The following is a 13,093-nucleotide window of genomic DNA, read 5'->3' as shown; positions in this document are numbered from 1 at the left end:
GCCCGTCAACAAGTTCCTCGGCGACGGCGCGCTGGCCGTGTTCGGCGCCCCCAACGAGCTGGCGGACCATGCCGGTGCTGCGCTGAACGCCGCGGTGCTTATTCAGCGCCTCGTTATTGAGCGCTTCGGTGGGGAGCTACGCATCGGTATCGGCATCAACACCGGCAAGGTGATCGCCGGAACAATCGGCGGCGGAAGCAAGCTAGAGTTCACCCTGATCGGTGACACCGTCAACGTCGCGGCACGCGTCGAACAGCTCACCAAGACCACCGGCGACGCGATCCTGCTTACCGGCCGGTGCGTCGACGCCCTCAATCATCGCCCGGCCGCCCTCACCGATCGAGGCTTTCACACCCTCAAAGGCAAGTCGTCCGCCGTGCACCTCTTCGGCCTTGACTTGGTGAGACACCAGATCAGACTTCGCTAGCGGGACGCTTTTCGCTTTCATACTTCTCGGTCATGTGCGCCACGGCGTCTAACTGCGACTGGGCCAAGGCATCCCGAGCCTGACCCGCGCGCGCGGCGGCATCCAGCGTCGGCTGCGCCTGCCCCTGAAAATGTGGCATGACTTCGGCGGCGAACAATTCGGCGGACCGTCGAGTGGCGGCCGGGTTGGCCCACTCGTGACCCATCTGCAGCATGCAGCCGAAACCGCCGGACTGATCCCACAACCGCTGCACCTGTTCGCGCGCCCGCTCGGGGGTGCCGATGACGCCCGCCCCGTTCTCGTTGATGACGTCGATCATTTCGTCGAGCTGCTCTCCTGGCATCGTCATCTGCGGGAAGGCCGCCACCTTCTGGAAGTAGCGGAACCACGGCTCGATGCCGAACTTGACCTCTTCACGGGCCTGCTTTTCGGTCTCGGCGAGGTGGAATAAACCGACCAGGCTCCAGTTCGCACGGTCTACCTGCCTGCCGAATGTCGCGGCGCGCTCCTCGACGATGCCCCAGTGGTAGGACAGCGCATCGAATCCCTCGACGGTCAGGGTCGCCCCGATGGACAGCAGGCCGATGCCGTGCATGCCGGCCAGCCGCGCGCCCGTCGGTGACGCGACCGCGGCGACAGACAGCGGGATCCCGCCGTCGGAGTACGGGGCGAGCTGCAGCCTGGCATCGAAGAGCTGGTGGGTGGCGGTTTTGGCGCTGACGGTCTCGCCCGCCAGCAATCGCACGACGATGTCGAGGTTGGTTTCCAGCAGCTCGCGGGTGTCGGTCGGGGTGAGTCCGATCATGGACGAGTCACTGGGCAGCGAGCCTGGTCCCACACCGCCGATGATGCGGCCGTGCGTCAGGTGATCCAGCAGCATCAGCCGGTCGGCGACCCAGAGCGGGTTGTGATACGACAGCGAGATGACCCCGGTGCCGAACCGGATGCGCTTGGCCCGTTCCGCAGCGGCTGCTATGAAAACCTCTGGGGAACTGATGATTTCGGTGCCGGCCGAGTGGTGTTCGCCCAACCAGACTTCGTCGAAACCGAGGGCGTCGAGGTGCTCGATGAACTGCAGGTCCCGCTGTAAGGCCAGCGTCGGATTTGTGCCCGAGCGGTGGAACGGCGCGATGAAGTATCCGAATCTGAGCTTCGACATTGAAGTCCCCTTGCATCCGAGTTGCGGAGAACCATAACTCGGATAACAGGTTCGGCCCTAGGCCCCGGACAAGGGTTTAGCCGGTGGGGCCAGGTAATCCCGGCCCCACCGGCTAGGGAACAAGACTTCGTGATTGCGTTTCGGCGTTGATAGCCATCCTGCGATCAGTAGCCGCCGCAGACATTGCCGACGCACCCGCCGCCGCCACCCGGTCCACCGCCGCCACCGCCGACGCCGGGAATGGTGCCTCCGCCGCCACCGGGACCGCCACCACCGGTCGGGCCGCCGGGAATTCCGCCGCCGCCACCGCCGGGGCCCCCGCCACCGGTCGGGCCGCCGGGCACGCTGCCGCCACCGCCGTTGGGTCCGCCACCGCCGTTCGGACCGCCGGGTTGGCCACCACCGCCGCCTCCGGGCGCGGTGGAGGGCGCGACGCTGGACGATGGGGTGGTCGTCGGAGTGGTGGTGCTGCTGCTCGGGCCGCCTTTATTGCCACCGCCGCAGGCGACCGACAGCACGAGCATCGCCGCACCGCCGAACAGTGCGACCGTCGTCCTCGGCCCAGACCTCATCCGATCCCCCAATCTCCACATGCGCCACTTCGCGCCGCCCATTTTTTCTTACCCAGCGGCGCGACTGCGCAAACAGACTCCGGCATCGAGATTGCGCCAGATGAGTGGCCCATCGCGCCGGTGCGAGTGGGCCATTGCGGACGGTGGTTGGCTAGAGCCGCGGCGCCGCAGCGATAGGACCAACCTGCGGCCGCCCATCGGACGACGGGGCGGCCACGGCGGAGCCGCGGGCTAGTCTTCTTTGGTGATCAGCTTGCGCAGCGCGACCCGGTCGGACTGCAGCAGTTCGGCGATGCGCGGCCGGTTCACCTCGGCGACGATGATCTCGCCGACCTCCTGATAGACCTCGCTGAAGATGCCGTGCGATTTCATCTTGGCGGTCTGATATTGGTTGTCTTCGGTCGGCGTCACATAGATCACCGCGTCGGCCTTGAAGCGGTGCACCAGCCAGAGGTGGATCAACGTCATCAGCCGCTTCTGCCGTAACTTCTCGGCGAACGTGTTCTGGTCGCGCACCTGCAGGATGCTGCGGCCGTGCCGGTCCTTGATCGGGTCGACCACGACGTTCGCCAGCTGCTCGTCGTCGTTGCCGTAGATGCCGAGCTCGAGCACGTCCGAGCCGGCCCGGCGGGGTCGCAGTTGTACGCGGAGTTTCTCGTCGAGGTTGTAGTTCTCGCTCCACATTGCAAGCCACTCCTCGAGCAGCTTCTTGGGCACCTCGGTCTGCACCAGGTGCTGGTGCTGGGTCGAGCCCTCGCCCATCGCCTTGGTGGTCGCGGTGCGACCCGAGGAGGCGGTGAGCGCAGCATCGCTGCGCGGGCCACCGACCAGGGTTTGTGGTGTGCGATAAGGCGATTCGACCAAACGCATCTTGCGCTGCAGGCGGGCCAGCGCGAGCATGCCGTCCTGTTGCAGCGAGGTGGCGAACTCCTCGGCCGCGACACCGTCGATCTGGTGCCCGCCATAGGTGATGAAGTTGAAGACAAAGCCCATCTTGCCCAGTTCCTCAGGGAACTGCTTCATCTGCTCATCGGTCATGCCGGTGGTGTCCCAGTTGAAGGACGGTGACAGGTTGTAGGCGAGCATCTGGTCGGGGAACTCGGCGTGGATGGCGTCGGCGAACTGCTTGGCGTCGGCCAGGTCGGCGGTCTTGGTCTCCATCCAGAGGATGTCGGCGAACGGCGCGGCCGCCAGTGATTTGGCGATCGCGTACGGGATGCCGCCGCGGATCTGGTAGTAGCCCTCGGGGGTTTTGGACAGTTCGCAATCCCAACCCGGATCGACGCCCAACTCCTTCGCCTTGGTCTTGGCGGAGTACAAAGACGCACGTGCCGCGAAGGCGCGCCACTCCTCGGCGCTCATGTCGGCCGGTTCGCCCTCGCTTGCGTCGAATTCGAGCACATCGGCCACCGCCTCGCCGTAGGTCATCAACCCGGCGTCGGCCTCCCAGGCCGCGACGAACCGCGACTCGACCTGGTCGAATAGGTCGCCGATCGACTGTTGCCCGTTCTCACGCCAACTGTTGACCGCGTCGGAGATCACGCCCTGGATGCCTTGCCGCTCGAGCCAGGCCCCGGCCTCGGCGTACTCGCCTTCGGGGAGTGCATAAAGAAGGTGACCGTTGAGGTCTTTGGCCCCCAGCTCGTAGAAGCGGCGCACCATCGCCAGGAAGCACGATTTGTACGAAGGGATGTTGAGGTTGGTGGCGCCGAGCAGGAACGGCTGGTCGCGTTCATCGGCCCGGCTGTCGAGCAGGTTGGCCGCCTCGGCATCGGTACGGGCGACGATGATGCCCGGCACCTTCATGATGTCGAGCTGGAAGCGAGCGGCGTTGAGCCGTTTAATCTGCTCGTCCGACGGCACCAGCACTTTGCCGCCCTGGTGGCCACACTTCTTGGTGCCGGGGCGCTGGTCCTCGATGTGGTACCCCGGCACGCCGACCTCGACGAACCGGCGGATCAGGTTGCGCACGTGCGGGTCGCCGCCATGGCCAGTGTCCGCGTCGGCGATGATGAACGGCCGGTAGTCGTACTCCGTGGCGGTTGCCCGCTGCTGCTCGCTCATGTTCAGGCGCTGGTACTGCTGGTTGCGGTCGGCTGTCAGCAGCGCGCGCACCAGCACGGCGGCGTCGTCGGGCACCTGACTCAGCGGGTAGCTGGCAAGGTCGGGTCCGGGGTCCTCAGTGGTGGAGCCCTTGGCCGATGTCGCCCAGCCGCCCAGGTAGATCCCCTCGATACCCATGCGCTTCATCGCGACGGCCTGGCCGGGCGAGTACGGGCCGAACGTCGTGATGCTCTTCTTCTCGGCGAACAGCTCGCGCAGCCGCTCGTAGAACGCGGCCGCCGCGTTGCGGGCGACTGTGTAGTCGGTCGGGATGGTGCCGCGCTGTTCTGCTACCTGGCGGGCCGTGAAGAGGCGCGTGATGCGGGAAAAGCGCGGGTCGTCGAAGTATTGCTGCGTGGCAGCGACCTCGTCGTCAAACGATGGCCGGACTTGCGTGTCCTTATCGATGATCGCCATTGTCTTACGCTCCTCTTCGCACACGATTCCGTTGAACGTGAGTCTATCCCCGGGAACGGCGGTTCAATCAGGGGTCGAAGGAGTCGAGCCAAAACTGTTGGCGCACCCGGTACTTGCGAGCGCTTTTTGGCGGCGGCTCGGTGATCGGCGGGAAGCGTTCGTCGCACACACAATGCTCGCCCACCGGGGCGCGGTGCCGTCGCGCGGCGTCAACTCCTTGAGCGACAATATTTTTCGATACGGTATCGGTCACGGGGTGGCTGCGCGACGGGCCAGCCAGTCCCGCTGGCGACGGACGAATGCCGCGTCAACGGCCTTGCCATGGCCGGGGACGTAGATCGCGTCGGGGCCGCCAACCGCTAGCAGCCGGTCCAGCGTCGCGGGCCAGGCCGCGACATCGGAGTCGGCGTCGATCGCGGGATCGGCGGACTCCTCCACCAAGTCACCGGCGAACACCACGGCCCGCTCGCCCTCGTCCGTCCCGGGGGCGATCACCACCAGGTCGGACGCGGTATGGCCACGGCCGAGGTAGGCGATTGTCACCGCCCGGCCCCCCAGGTCGATGGCGGCGTCGTAAGCGCCGCTACTTGGCGGCCGTAGGGCGGCGATCGCCGCGTCCACCTCGGCGGGGCGGGCGCCATGACGCAACGCGTCCGCGCGGAGTTGATCGGTAGCCGAGGACAGGTGTTCGGCCACCTCGGGCGCGCAGTGCACGTGCGCCCCGGCGAACAGGGACGAACCCAGCACGTGATCAAAGTGCTTGTGCGTCAAGACGATATGGCTCACCGGGCGCCTGGCGAGCAGTCGGACGTCGGCGTCGATCGCGGCGGCCTCGCGCAGCGTGGTCCCGGTGTCGACGAGCAACGCGCCGGCGCGACCCCATACCAGCCCAACGGTCACGTCGCAGAACGGGAGCCGACAGCGGTGCACGCTACCGGTCAGCCGTTCCCAGGCGAGATGCACACCAGGAAGGTAGCCGCCCGGGCTTCCGGCCGGCGCACCTTTCCCACGCGATAATACGTCGGAAATACTTGACATGTCGGAGATGCCCGACATATGTTGCCGGATGTGGCTAGCGTCGATCGCGTCTTTCTCGCCTTGGCCAACCCGGTGCGGCGCGAACTGCTGGAGATCCTGTCCGAGCAACCGCTCTCGGCGGGGGAACTCAGCGAACGGTTCGAGCTCAGCCGCCCGGCGGTCGCCGAGCACCTCAAGGTGCTGCGGGACGCGGGGCTGGTGGCCGACCAGCCGCAGGGGCGTCATCGCATCTATCGCTTGACCGCGGAGCCGCTGGCGGAGCTTGGCGACTGGTTGCATCCCTTCGAGAAATTCTGGCGCGCGCGGCTGGCCACGCTCGCCGAGGTAGCAGAGGACCTGGAATGACCGAAACGTCGCGGTTCGCGACCATCCGGGTGGACCAATTCGTGGCGGCGCCACCAACCACGGTGTGGCGACTCCTGACCGAACCCGCGCTGTTGAAGCTGTGGTGGGCCGAGGGTCAGGTGGCCGCGGTGGTGGGCCACCAGTTCACCCTCGACATGCCGGGCTACGGCAAGCAGCCGTGCACGGTGCTCGAAGTCGACCCGCCGCACCTGTTCGCATACACGTTCACCGCTGTATGGACACTGACCTGGCGACTGGAAGCCGAAGGTAACGGCACGCGAGTGTTCCTGGAACACAGCGGCTTTGACCTCGACGACAACCGGATGGCGCAAGCGTTCGAGCGCATGGGACCGGGATGGCGCGACGTCGTCCTCCCCCGGCTCGCCGCGCTTGGTGCTCGACCGGCTCCTTGACGCGTAGTGCGACGGGTTTCGGGCCGCACCGCACCGGCTATCTCCCGGGGATGGCTATCACTGATTCCCGCGAAGTCGTCATCGAGGCGACGCCCGACGAAATCTTGGATGTGCTGTTCGATATCGAATCGTTGCCCGAGTGGTCGTCGGCGCACAAGAAGGTCGAAGTGCTCGAGCGCGACGACCAGAACCACCCGACCCGCTCCAGGCAGGTCGTCAAACTCGTCGGCGTCAGCGACGAACAGGAGCTGGCATACACCGTCTACGACGACGGCGTCGGCTGGACCCTGGTCAGCTCCAAACAGCAACGCGCCCAGGAGGGTCGGTACACGTTGACGCCCGAGGGGGACTCGACGAAGGTCCGATTCGAGCTGACCGTCGATCTGGTGGTGCCGGTTCCCGGATTCCTGGTCAAGAAGGGCGCCAAGAGCCTGATGGACACCGCCACCGAGGGACTGCGCAATCGGGTGCTCGAAGTCGAGAAGCGCGCCAAGTAGCGGCGCCCTGATCGCGGTGAAATCGGGACCTTTCCGACTGCGGACGCGAGAGTCAGACTGTTTGTTATGGAATCGACTTGGGTGGGCACATTTCGCCGCAGCGCAACGGTCGTCGGGGCGCTGGTGCTGCTAGGGGCGCCGGTCGGTTGCGGCGACCAGGGTAATAGCCACCCGACGACGTCGTCGGCGCCGAAGGTCACGACCCTCGGCCGGACGGCACCGAAAGCGCCCGCGGACGGACCCTTGACGATCAGCAGCCCGGCTTTCCCCGACGGTGCGCCGATTCCCGTGCAGTACACCTGCAAAGGCGCCAACATCGCACCGCCGTTGGCGTGGTCGGCGCCCTTGGGTGGCGCCCTCGTCGTCGACGACCCCGATGCCGTCAACGGGCTGTACGTGCACTGGGTCGTCATCGGATTGCCTCCCGGCTCCGGCAGCACCGTCGACGGTCAGACACCGGCCGGGGCGACCGCTCTGCCGAACACGGCCGGCCAGCCCGAGTACAAGGGCCCCTGTCCCCCGGCGGGCACCGGCGCGCATCACTACCGGTTCACCCTCTACCAGCTGCCCAACGACTATCAGCTGCCCGGCGGCTTGGGCGGTGTTCAGGCCGCGCAGACGATCGGGGGGGCCGCGACCGCGCAAGCGCAGCTCACCGGAACGTTCGGTGGCTGAACCGGAGCCGGGCCCGCAATGCCAGCACAATCGACGGTAAATGTAACGCAGGCAATACAATTCGGTCAGCTCGTCAACGCGACATTCGCGACGCCGCCCGGCGATCTGACGAACAGGGCGGGTCAGGTGCTGAGCGCCGGCGGCGTCGACTACACCGTGGTCACCACGATCTACGCCAACGATCTGGCGACCGACATGGATCCGAGTCGAGCCGACGGCGAAGTATCCATCGGGCTGATCTGCCAGGAGAACAACACGGGTGACGTCGCGATCGCGATCCGCGGCACCGAAGGATGGCTCGAATGGCTTCACGACCTCGACTTTCTCCAGGTGCCGTGCCCGTTCCTGGCCGGCGCCGGCCACGCCGAAGACGGCTTCACCGCCATGTACGAGTCCCTGCGGACGGGAGCCACGCCGGGCTCGCCGGCGGTGGTCGGCGCGCTCGCGAAACTTTCGCTCCCGCAACCCGTCGGCTCCCTGACGATCTGCGGGCACAGCCTGGGCGGGGCCCTCGCGACACTGCTCGCCCTCGACGTGGCCGCCAACACGACGTTCACCAACCCCGCCGTGTACACCTACGGCAGTCCACGCATCGGCGACTCGCTGTTTGCGGCCACCTTCGATCAGGTGGTCAAAGACTCCTGGCGCATCGCAAACCGGCTGGATATCGTCACAGCTCTGCCCCCACCGCTCGACTACGAGCATGTGCTCAATCCGGTCGAGCTCATCCCGGTCCGGCTGCTTCCATGGCCCCCTAAGACGTTGGTCAAATACACGGTGTCATGCGAACATTCGCTCGCGACGTATCTGTACCTGCTGTCCCTGCAATCCGGTGCCCCCGCGCTTTCCCTCGAAGCCGCATGCAAACCCTGAGTCAGGCCATGTCGTCGAGCACCTGATAGGCGGCGTTGTAGCCGGGAGTGAAGGTAATGCCGGGTCCGCCATGGCATCCCGCCCCGGCGAGATACAGGCCGTCTATCCCGATGGGCATATCGAGGAAGCCTTTGGGGCCGGGCCGGTTGGGGCCCATCAGGTCGGGGTGCAGCAGCCCGTGACAGAAGTCGCCCGAGGGTGCCCCGAACATGGTGTTCATATGGTAAGGCGCGAACGTGATGTGGCGTATCACGATGTCCTTGAAGTTCGGCGCCAGTTTTGTGATCTTGTCGATAACCCGGTGCGCCATCTCGTTTTTGAGATGCCCGTGCTGGTCGCGGCTGACCTCGACCGGAAAGGCGTAGGCGAACACGCTCGCCGCGTGCTTGCCGGGCGGCGCCATGCCGGGATCGTGCACTGATGGGATCTGCATTCCCATGGACGGGTTGTCCGGAACGATGCCTCGCCGGCAGTTCTCCCAGTTCAGCTGTTGAGATTCGGGCGACCCGAAGATTCCCACCGACTGTTGCATGCCGTCGGCGTTGAGGAACTCGTACGGCGGGGCGAATTCGGGCAGTCCGTCGAGGGCGAAGTGGATCTGGACGAACGACGCCCGGTGGTCGCGGCCGGAGACACGCGAGATTACCTGCGCCGGGACGTGTTCGGGTGCGATCAGTTCGGTGAGCGTGATATCGGGCGACAGATTGGACACCACGATCGGTGCCGAGATCGTCGACCCGTCTCGCAGCCGCACGCCGGTCACCCTGCCTTGTTCGACGAGGATCTCCTCGGCTTTGGTGCGGAACCGGATCTCGCCGCCGTGGGCGATGAAGAGCTCACGCAGGTGTTCGGTGAGCGCGCCGATGCCCCCCTTGAGCTTGGTCATCATCGCGGTGCTGGCCGCGTCGTCTTGGGGCACGGCTAATGCAAACGCCAAACACGTTGCGCTGCCCGGTGTGTACGGGCCGCGGTAAGTCGAGTTGACCGCCAGGAACGCCAGCATTCCCCGCATGACTGCGTGCTTGTCTTTGTCGGGCAGGTAGCGGTCGATCACGTCCATGGCCGAGCCGAAAAGCATTTCGTGGATCGCCCGGCGTTCGTCGTCGTTGGCCGCGCAGGCATACATCTCGTCGAGAGTCTTGGGCGGCCGGCGGACGTCGAAGCGGCCCAGCGCTTTCGCCGGTCCCTGACTCCAGCCGATCAGCTCGGCCATGCCGGTGACCGCCTGCATCCCGTGCTTTTCGTTCAGATGTGTCATCAGCCGCATCGGGTCGCGGTAGAAGATCATCGGCTCTTCGCCGTGCTCGCCGATGTTGGTTGACATCACGTCGGGCTCCACGGCCGGCAGCGTGTCCAGCCCGAGGTCCTTGGTGAGTTGGCTCGCCATCGGAAACTGCACCGAACCGGCGATCTCGTACCGGAAGCCGTCGATCAGTTCGACCGTCGCGGCCATGCCGCCGGCATAGGTGTTGGCTTCCATGGACACGGTGCGCAGGCCCGCGCGTTGCAGGATCGCCGCCGCGGTCAGCCCGTTGTGTCCGGCGCCCACCACGATGGCGTCGTAATCGGTATTGCTCATGGTCTTGGCCCTCGTTTCGATCGGGAAACCACGCGCTAAGAATATGTCAGTACTGACATAATGGGAAGAGGTGTCAGTCGTGACCCGCGGGGCCTGGGATACGATCACCGCTGAGATGAGCTCCCCGGGCAACCGTCATGAACAACGACGACGATCGACGCATGAGGCACTGCGCCAAGCGGCGTTGAAGAGCTTCGCTCACAAGGGGTTTGCCAATGTCACCGTCACCGAGTTGGCCCGCGAGGCCGGTGTCACCGAACGCACCTTCTTCCGGCATTTCCCGACCAAGGAGGCCGTGCTTTTTCAGGACTACGAGACGCAATTGGACTGGCTGGCCGAGGCGCTTACCCGGCGCCCGTCCTCGGAACCGCTGTTCGATGCGGTGCTGGCCAGCGTCGCCGCATTCCCGCACGACCTCGAAGTGGTGCGCCAAGCCGCGAGCGCTCGCGCGGAGCTGATCAGTGCCGAGCGGATCGCCGGCCACCTGCGGGTGGTGCAGTCCTCGTTCGCCCACGTGCTCACCGATTTCGTCAGAGGGCGGAATCCGGGTCTGGCGAACATCGACCTGGCCGCCGAGGTCGCTGGGTCTGTAATCGCCGCGGCACTCGTTGCCGCAGTGGAGAATTGGGGCCGCGGCGGCTGTTCCGGCGACCTCGGCGCGGACGTGACCGCGAGTTTGGAACTGGTGCGCTCCGGTCTGGCTCCGCTCGCCTGACGGCGTGCCCGCTCTCGCGCGAATCGATCACACCTAGGAGGAAAGATGCCGTTGTGTATGTCACGCTGGATACCGGTCTCGGCATCGAGCGCTCAGCCCGCCAGGTGGTCTTGCGCATGGTGAGCCGACGACGTCCGCGCGAACTCAAGTGAGCGCCACCATGGGTTTGACGACACGCCTCACCGAGGCGTTCGGGATCGAGCAGCCGATAGTGCTCGCGCCGATGGCCTTGATCTCCGGGGGGAGGCTCGCGGCGGCGGTGACGCGGGCGGGCGGCCTGGGCCTCATCGGCGGGGGCTACCCCGACGCCGAATGGCTGCGATCCCAGATCGACCGGGCCGAAGGTGCCCGAGTCGGATACGGTTTCATCACCTGGAGCCTCGCCCGAAAACCGGGGGTCCTCGACATAGCCCTGGCCCAGCGGCCGGCGGCCGTGATGCTGTCATTCGGCGAGTTACAGCCGTTCGCCGATCGCATCCACGGTGCCGGCGTTCCGCTCATCGCGCAGGTGCAGAACCTCGATCAGGCGCGCCGCGCCTTGGACGCCCGGGCGGAAGTCATCGTCGCTCAGGGCGGCGAGGCCGGCGGGCATGGAATGAGCGTGCGGTCGACCTTCACCTTGGTGCCCGAGGTCGTCGATTTCGTGGCCGAACGTTCGCCGGACACGTTGGTGGTGGCCGCAGGTGGCGTCGGCGACGGTCGCGGGTTGGCGGCTGCGCTCGCGCTGGGTGCCGACGGCGCGGTCGTGGGAACGAGGTTCTGGGCGACGCCGGAAGCGCTGGTGTCAGCACGGGCCCAGGATCGCGCAGTGGCGGCAGGCGGAGACGACACCGTGCGTACCCGCGTCTATGACCTCGTGCGCCGCCTCGATTGGCCCGCCGAATACAACGCGCGGGCGCTGGGCAACGCCTTCCTGGACACCTGGCACGGCAACGAGGCCGAGCTGTCGGCGCGGCTACCCGAAGCGATCGCTTCCTACGAGAAGGCTGTCGCCGCAGAGGATTTCGACACCGCGGCGATACTGGTCGGCGAGGGGGTGGGCCGCGTACGCGAAGTCCGTCCCGCCGCTGACATCGTCGCCGACATGATCAGCGAAGCGGCCCACATCCTGAATCGGGGGGGCTAAGAACGGGGTGACCACTCCGAGGTGCGCTACAGCCGGCTTTCCCATTGATCGCAAAACTTCAGAGCGTCAGAGAGTGGGCGGCGAGCATGAGCATCCAGCCGTGCCGGAACGCGGCCTCGAAGTCGTCTTCGAAGCGACCATGCACCTCGTGCACGAACAGCACGCCCAGACGGTAACTACAAACCGTTTGCCGGGTCTATGCCTGGCCTCGGCGACCAGGATCTGGTTTGCTCAGCTCAGTACTTCTCTTCACCGGGCAGGAGTCCGCTGATGGCCCGTCTCAATGTGCCGGATGGCCCCGGCGGCGAAGCCGCCATGATTTGGACGCTACGGCCGCAACTCGGTGACATGGTCGAACGCATGATCCGCGGTGCGTACCAGCAGAGCATCCTGCCCGCCCAGGAGCGTGAGCTGGCCAGGATGCGCATCGCGCAGATTAACGATTGCGTTGCGTGCTCGGGCTTCCGCGCCCAGTCGGTGCTCGATGCCGGGGTGGCGCCAGAGCTGTACGACAACGTCGCCGCCTATGCCACCTACTCGGGATACACACCGCGCCAACGCCTTTGCATCGAGTACGCCGAACGCTTCGCCACCGACCACGCCTCCCTGAATGACGAGTTCTTCCAACGACTCCGGTCGGAGTTCTCCGACGAGGAGATCCTGGATCTCACGCTGTGCGTGGCGGTCTTCCTTGGTCTGGGGCGCTCGTTGAGCGTGCTGGGCGTCGACCAGTCGTGCGCCATCGACCTCTGATCAACCATCCGGAAGGAACAAATGGACATCGCCACCGTCGACGAACTTTTGAGCACGACGCGGTCGGTGCGCAAACGCCTCGACCTGACCCGCCCGGTGGGTCGCGAGGTGATCCTGGAGTGCATCCAGCTGGCGATGCAAGCGCCCACGGCCAGCAACACGCAGGACTGGCGGTGGCTGGTGATCACCGACGCGGACAAGCGTGCCGCCATCGCCGAGATCTACCGCGGCATCGGCGCCCAATACCTGGCGCATGCGGCCGACAACACGACCGACGCGCAGACGAAGCGGGTGTATCAGAGCGCGATGAGCCTGACCGAGACGCTGGCCGACGTCCCCGTGCACGTCATTCCCTGCCTCAATCAGCGCATCGACACCGCAGAACCCGGCATCGCCGCGGC

The 13,093-nt window shown here is 66.1% G+C and carries 16 protein-coding genes; 10 read left to right on the top strand and 6 right to left on the bottom strand.

Going from position 1 to position 13,093, the window contains the following annotated elements; all coding sequences use genetic code 11:
• On the top strand, positions 1 to 427 hold a 427-nt coding region (locus tag A5652_RS10865), incomplete at its 5' end, for an adenylate/guanylate cyclase domain-containing protein (protein WP_197513905.1).
• On the opposite strand, the gene A5652_RS10860 is transcribed toward A5652_RS10865, so the two are convergent.
• The 5 genes from A5652_RS10860 to A5652_RS10845 form a co-directional block, all read right to left on the bottom strand.
• The gene (locus tag A5652_RS10860) at positions 414 to 1,586 is read right to left on the bottom strand and encodes an LLM class flavin-dependent oxidoreductase (protein WP_067350426.1); all 1,173 of its coding nucleotides are present in this window, start codon (positions 1,584 to 1,586) and stop codon (positions 414 to 416) included. The two genes, A5652_RS10865 and A5652_RS10860, sit on opposite strands and share 14 nt — an antisense overlap.
• Positions 1,587 to 1,750: 164 nt before the next feature.
• Entirely contained in the window at positions 1,751 to 2,158 is a 408-nt protein-coding gene (locus A5652_RS27535; RefSeq protein WP_067350423.1) for a hypothetical protein, read from the bottom strand.
• Between the two features lie 231 nt (positions 2,159 to 2,389).
• Positions 2,390 to 4,678, bottom strand: a complete 2,289-nt coding sequence (aceA, locus tag A5652_RS10850; protein WP_067350420.1) for an isocitrate lyase ICL2 — start codon at positions 4,676 to 4,678, stop codon at positions 2,390 to 2,392.
• A gap of 67 nt (positions 4,679 to 4,745) precedes the next feature.
• A complete protein-coding gene (locus tag A5652_RS27530) occupies positions 4,746 to 4,931 on the bottom strand; it encodes a hypothetical protein (RefSeq protein ID WP_156745272.1) in 186 nt (61 codons plus the stop codon).
• A complete protein-coding gene (locus A5652_RS10845; RefSeq protein ID WP_067350440.1) occupies positions 4,928 to 5,641 on the bottom strand; it encodes an MBL fold metallo-hydrolase in 714 nt (237 codons plus the stop codon). Before A5652_RS10845 ends, A5652_RS27530 begins: the two co-directional genes overlap by 4 nt.
• A gap of 93 nt (positions 5,642 to 5,734) precedes the next feature.
• Between A5652_RS10845 and A5652_RS10840 the strand changes: the two genes are divergently transcribed.
• From A5652_RS10840 to A5652_RS10820, 5 genes are all read left to right on the top strand, one after another.
• On the top strand, positions 5,735 to 6,061 hold the full coding sequence (locus A5652_RS10840; protein WP_067350418.1) for a helix-turn-helix transcriptional regulator: 327 nt from the start codon (positions 5,735 to 5,737) through the stop codon (positions 6,059 to 6,061).
• The gene (locus tag A5652_RS10835) at positions 6,058 to 6,474 is read left to right on the top strand and encodes an SRPBCC domain-containing protein (RefSeq protein WP_067350415.1); all 417 of its coding nucleotides are present in this window, start codon (positions 6,058 to 6,060) and stop codon (positions 6,472 to 6,474) included. Before A5652_RS10840 ends, A5652_RS10835 begins: the two co-directional genes overlap by 4 nt.
• 50 nt (positions 6,475 to 6,524) lie before the next feature.
• Positions 6,525 to 6,971 (top strand): SRPBCC family protein, encoded by a 447-nt coding sequence (locus A5652_RS10830; RefSeq protein ID WP_067350412.1) that lies wholly within the window; start codon positions 6,525 to 6,527, stop codon positions 6,969 to 6,971.
• A gap of 66 nt (positions 6,972 to 7,037) precedes the next feature.
• Complete coding sequence (locus A5652_RS10825) at positions 7,038 to 7,646, top strand: YbhB/YbcL family Raf kinase inhibitor-like protein (RefSeq protein WP_067350409.1); 609 nt, start codon at positions 7,038 to 7,040, stop codon at positions 7,644 to 7,646.
• Positions 7,647 to 7,772: 126 nt separating this feature from the next.
• A complete protein-coding gene (locus A5652_RS10820) occupies positions 7,773 to 8,519 on the top strand; it encodes a lipase family protein (RefSeq protein ID WP_197513904.1) in 747 nt (248 codons plus the stop codon).
• Between the two features lies 1 nt (position 8,520).
• Here the strand turns inward: A5652_RS10820 and A5652_RS10815 are convergent, their stop codons facing one another.
• Complete coding sequence (locus A5652_RS10815; protein ID WP_067350405.1) at positions 8,521 to 10,098, bottom strand: NAD(P)/FAD-dependent oxidoreductase; 1,578 nt, start codon at positions 10,096 to 10,098, stop codon at positions 8,521 to 8,523.
• A 115-nt stretch (positions 10,099 to 10,213) separates the two neighbouring features.
• Here A5652_RS10815 and A5652_RS10810 point away from each other — a divergent pair, with 115 nt between their 5' ends.
• The 4 genes from A5652_RS10810 to A5652_RS10795 all read left to right on the top strand — a co-directional run.
• Positions 10,214 to 10,813 carry a TetR/AcrR family transcriptional regulator gene (locus tag A5652_RS10810; RefSeq protein WP_067350437.1) on the top strand — a complete coding sequence of 200 codons (600 nt, stop codon included), beginning with the start codon at positions 10,214 to 10,216 and terminating at the stop codon, positions 10,811 to 10,813.
• A gap of 160 nt (positions 10,814 to 10,973) precedes the next feature.
• The gene (locus A5652_RS10805; RefSeq protein WP_067350434.1) at positions 10,974 to 11,939 is read left to right on the top strand and encodes a nitronate monooxygenase family protein; all 966 of its coding nucleotides are present in this window, start codon (positions 10,974 to 10,976) and stop codon (positions 11,937 to 11,939) included.
• Positions 11,940 to 12,209: 270 nt separating this feature from the next.
• A complete protein-coding gene (locus A5652_RS10800) occupies positions 12,210 to 12,692 on the top strand; it encodes a carboxymuconolactone decarboxylase family protein (RefSeq protein ID WP_067350431.1) in 483 nt (160 codons plus the stop codon).
• 21 nt (positions 12,693 to 12,713) lie between these two features.
• On the top strand, positions 12,714 to 13,093 hold a 380-nt coding region (locus A5652_RS10795; RefSeq protein ID WP_197513903.1), incomplete at its 3' end, for a nitroreductase family protein.

Origin of the sequence: Mycobacterium sp. 1165178.9 (genome assembly GCF_001673555.1) — a bacterium.
Classification (GTDB): Bacteria; Actinomycetota; Actinomycetes; order Mycobacteriales; family Mycobacteriaceae; genus Mycobacterium.
This window is presented reverse-complemented; position numbering and strand designations above follow the sequence as displayed.